This window comes from Plesiomonas sp. (assembly GCF_051650925.1).
In the GTDB taxonomy this organism is placed as follows: Bacteria; Pseudomonadota; Gammaproteobacteria; order Enterobacterales; family CAMTGL01; genus Plesiomonas.
Map to the genome: position 1 here is coordinate 1 of NZ_JBOFRH010000155.1, position 4,358 is coordinate 4,358.

At 49.9% G+C, this 4,358-nt stretch carries 3 protein-coding genes; 2 read left to right on the plus strand and 1 reads right to left on the minus strand.

The window, feature by feature from the left end:
- Positions 1 to 223: 223 nt before the first annotated feature.
- Entirely contained in the window at positions 224 to 2,347 is a 2,124-nt protein-coding gene (locus tag ACRC27_RS03565; protein ID WP_438639203.1) for a S9 family peptidase, read from the minus strand.
- 98 nt (positions 2,348 to 2,445) lie between these two features.
- On the opposite strand from ACRC27_RS03565, the gene ACRC27_RS03570 reads away from it, so the two are divergent.
- Complete coding sequence (locus tag ACRC27_RS03570; protein ID WP_438639204.1) at positions 2,446 to 3,342, plus strand: NAD(P)-dependent oxidoreductase; 897 nt, start codon at positions 2,446 to 2,448, stop codon at positions 3,340 to 3,342.
- 184 nt (positions 3,343 to 3,526) lie between these two features.
- Positions 3,527 to 4,066 carry a septation protein A gene (locus ACRC27_RS03575; RefSeq protein ID WP_438621841.1) on the plus strand — a complete coding sequence of 180 codons (540 nt, stop codon included), beginning with the start codon at positions 3,527 to 3,529 and terminating at the stop codon, positions 4,064 to 4,066.
- Positions 4,067 to 4,358 lie beyond the last annotated feature (292 nt).

A 4,358-nucleotide genomic window follows, 5' to 3' on the forward strand; every position in this document is an offset into this window, starting at 1 on the left:
GACATTGCCTTGAGGTACATCACTAACTCTCCTTGTGGGCAATGGGTATTGCGCAGGCTCACCATGAGCCTGCTCCAACGTCACCAAACTCTATTTTTTAAACAGAATGACAGGTGATCTGATACAGCTATCATTCAGCGCACTCAGTGAAGTAGCAACCTACGTTAAGTAGTACACTGACCAGTACGGTAACGCGCTGAAAAATAACCGACTCTCTCTAACGTTAGCAGCCAAACGGGATTTTTGCGTTGGCTGACAAATGGCGGATTAAAAAAGCATCAATCAGCGCACTTTCCGCTATCCACTCATAGCGCCCCGATGCACCGCCGTGTCCGGCATCCGTTTCAATATGACATAATACCGGTGCACAACCTTGTTGCATATCGCGGATACGTGCTACCCACTTCATTGGCTCCCAATAGGTCACGCGGGTATCATGCAGCCCTGCGGTCGCCAATATCGGCGGATAGTGCTGCTCTTTTAAGTTATCGTACGGAGAGTAGGCACGTATCCAGCCATACGCTTCTGGCTCTTCTGGGCAGCCCCACTCTTCATACTCTAAACAGGTTAACGGCAGTGATGCGTCGAGCATCGTCGTTAAGGTATCAACAAACGGCACCGCGGCGACCACTGCACCAAAAAGCTCTGCACGCAAATTCAGCGCACCGGCCACCAGCAAACCACCGGCACTGCCGCCGTATAAGCCTATCTGTCCGGCACGGGTATAACGTGCAGCAATCAGGTGCTCGGCACAGGCGATAAGATCGGTAAAACTGTTGTTTTTATGTGCCAGTTTTCCCTGCTCATACCATGTGCGGCCACAGGTTGCCGAACCGCGCACGTGTGCCTGCACACAAATCATACCCCGCTCAAGCAGTGGCAACCAACTGCGTGCTAGCCCTAAATCATCAATATCGCCGTACGCACCATAACCGCATAACACCAATGGCGCAGGTGTTTGCACAGATTTTGGCTTCACCATGGTCATTGGAATACGTGCGCCATCGTGCCCATTAGCCCACAAGCGTAAGATCTCAAATTTATCGGGATCAAAACCTGCCAGCTCATCTTGCTGCAACACTGACGACTCACCGCTGGCAATATCGTACTGCATCACGGCCACGGGGCGGATAAAGGTCGAATAGCTGTAGCGTACCTGCTGAGTGTAATAATCAGGGTTTGCGCCAAATCCACAATCCCACGCAGCATCATCAAACGCTATTTGCTGCTCAGGTTGCGCCTCCCCGTGCCAAATATGCAAGCGAGTTAGCCCCTCGGAAACCGAGCTATAGGTAATAAAATCAGCAAAACAGGAGATCCCATCGAGCAGACGATCATCACTTCCGGCAATCACCGTCTGCCACTTAGCCGGATCGCACAGCGTATCGTCCACCTTGGCAATCCGAAAGTTTGGGTGATCATCGTTGGTCAGTAGCCAGAACTCCCCCTTTGCTTTTGGCGGGATACCGCGATCAGCGATTAAGTGATCAGCAATACGATGATCAGCGGCTTTATGATCGACACATCGGTGATCAACATAGTACTCAACCCCCTCACGCAGTGGAGAAATCAGCATTGGCTGCGCAGTAGGATCATCGGCATCCAATGCCCAGCAAACGCTGCAACTTGAACCACTGGCGGTAATAATCACCCACCGATTGCTGCGTGTTCGCTCAACCGACAAGAACAGATCGCCCTCGGGAAGCTCAAGCAAACAGGCATCCTCGGTTTGCGCACTGCCTAATCGGTGGCGATACACCGACAATGGCCGGTTTTGTGCATCAAGAGCAACATAAATGCAGTGCCGGTTATCATTCATCCAGCAAAAACTGCTGGAGCAGCCGGTCAGGATTGCCGGAAGATCACAGTCGAGACTCAAATCACGCAATCTTAGCTGATATTGCTCATCGCCTTGCTGATCAACGGCCCACATCAGCAGACGGTGATCGGGGCTAATTTCAACCGCACCGACATCAAAATAGGCCTCATTTTCGGCATACAGTGGTTCGTTTAAGCAGATCTCTTCACTGCCACTTTCACCCAAACGTCGGCAAAACAGCGGGTACTCTTCCCCTTTCTGGTAGCGGGAGTAGTAAAAATAGGGGCCATCGGCAATCGGAACCGATGACCACTCATCGCGGATACGCTGGCGAATTTCATCTGAAATCTGCTGTTGCAAGCTTTCGTTTTCAGCCATAACTGCCTGACAATAGCGGTTTTCAGCCTCAATATGGCGCATAACATCGGGATCATGCTCTATATCCCGCAACCAAAAATAGGGATCATGCCGCACCTCACCGTGTGCAACGTGGGTATAGGGGATCTTCTTTGTTTTAGGTGCTTGCAATGCACACTCCTCAAAAATACGTCATTGAAACTGGTGTTTCGGCCACCGATAAAGTCATAATGCAGCGACAAATCTAATCAGACAAGGGAGTTGGAGCGATGGCAAAGGTCAGTTTTATTGGATTAGGTGTAATGGGCTACCCGATGGCCGCCCATTTGCTGGCTGCAGGGCACGAGGTTATGGTCTATAACCGCACCACCGCCAAGGCTCAGCAATGGGTTGCACAGCATGCCGATGCATCTCAAATCCCCCATGCGATTCGTTATGCACACACTCCGCGCGAAGCGGTAGAGCAGGCTGACTTCGTGATGACCTGTGTTGGTAACGATAATGATGTCCGCGCAGTTTATTACGGTGCTGAAGGTATTTTTGCCGGTGCAAAAACCGGTGCGATATTGATTGATCACACTACCGCATCGGCAGATTTAGCACGTGAGCTGTATGCTGATGCGCTAAAACACGGTATGCACTTTATTGATGCACCGGTTTCTGGTGGTCAGGCAGGCGCGGAAAATGGCGCACTCACAACGATGTGTGGTGGCGATGAAGCGGTATTTGCACAGGCCAAACCCATCATGGCGGCCTACAGCAAAGCGGTGACACTGCTTGGCCATGCGGGTAGCGGCCAGTTATGCAAAATGGTTAATCAGATCTGTATTGCTGGTGTGCTGGCCGGATTATCAGAAGCGGTCAGCTTTGCCTCGGCTGCCGGTCTGGATGTAGCACAGGTTCGTGATGTAATAAAGCTCGGTGCTGCCGGTTCATGGCAACTGGAAAACCGTGCCGCAACCATGGCTGATGATAAATTCGATTTTGGCTTTGCGATTGACTGGATGCGTAAAGATCTGGCGATCTGTTTTGCCGAAGCGGAGAAAAACCATGCGCCACTGCCAATGACGGCACAGGTTGATGCCGCGTATGCACGTTTACAAGCCGAAGGTTTAGGCCGCTGTGATACGTCAGTACTGATTCGATCACTCACGCTGCCAAAATAAGCAAACGCGTTGATGTTGTTGTTCCACAATACTCATTATTGCTGTGTTGGATGATGATGTCGCTGTTGAACGATACCCATGTGCCAGCCAAATATGTCGGTTTAAGCAATAAACGATACCGTTTTGTCTGGCACAAAGAATAACGTATAGTTTTCTACCTGATTTGAGCGAGAGACCCGATTTAATGAAGCAGTTGTTAGATTTCATTCCGCTGATCGTCTTTTTTGCGGTGTATAAATTCTATGATATTTATGCGGCGACTGGTGCACTGATTGCGGCCACGGCGTTGCAGATAGTGCTGACATGGGTGCTGTACCGGAAAGTTGAAAAGATGCAACTGGTGACGTTTGCTATTGTCACTGTATTTGGCAGTTTAACCATGATCCTGCATGATGATGTATTCATTAAATGGAAAGTGACTGTGGTGTATTGCCTGTTCTCTGCCGCGCTGCTGATCAGCCAGTGGATGACCCATACGCCTATTATCCAGCGGATGTTCGGCAAGGAAATTACCCTGCCTGCGGTGATCTGGAAGCGGTTAAATATTGCATGGGCACTCTTTTTCGCCGCATGCGGGTTGTTGAATGTGTATGTGGCGTTTTATCTGCCGCTGGAAGTATGGGTGAACTTTAAGGTGTTCGGTTTGTTGCTGATGACACTGGCCTTCACCGTACTCAGTGGGTTATATATTTATCGTCATACCAAAGATCAACCACAAAGCTGATTGACCGGCCTTGCTGCCAGATAAAAACAGCGGTTGAATGGCCTATCTTCATGATCATAAAAAAGGTTTACCCCATCACGGTGGTAAACCTTTTTTATTGGTGATAACCAATGACTCTGCTTTTATCGGCAGCTATTCGCGCTATCTACCGAGCTTATCCAGCGCTATGTATTCACCAGCATTTATTCAGCGCGATCTGCTTCTGTAGGGCGGCGGCTGAGTACCGTTTTCAACTGCCCGACCAGCTCTTGACGAATCATCCCTAAACGAGGTTTGTCATTATTAACCCACG

What these genes read in the sequence shown, in the direction of transcription:
- ACRC27_RS03570 (WP_438639204.1), top strand. Translation starts at nt 2,446, where the DNA reads ATGGCAAAGGTCAGTTTTATTGGATTAGGTGTAATGGGCTACCCGATG.
- ACRC27_RS03575 (WP_438621841.1), top strand. Translation starts at nt 3,527, where the DNA reads ATGAAGCAGTTGTTAGATTTCATTCCGCTGATCGTCTTTTTTGCGGTG.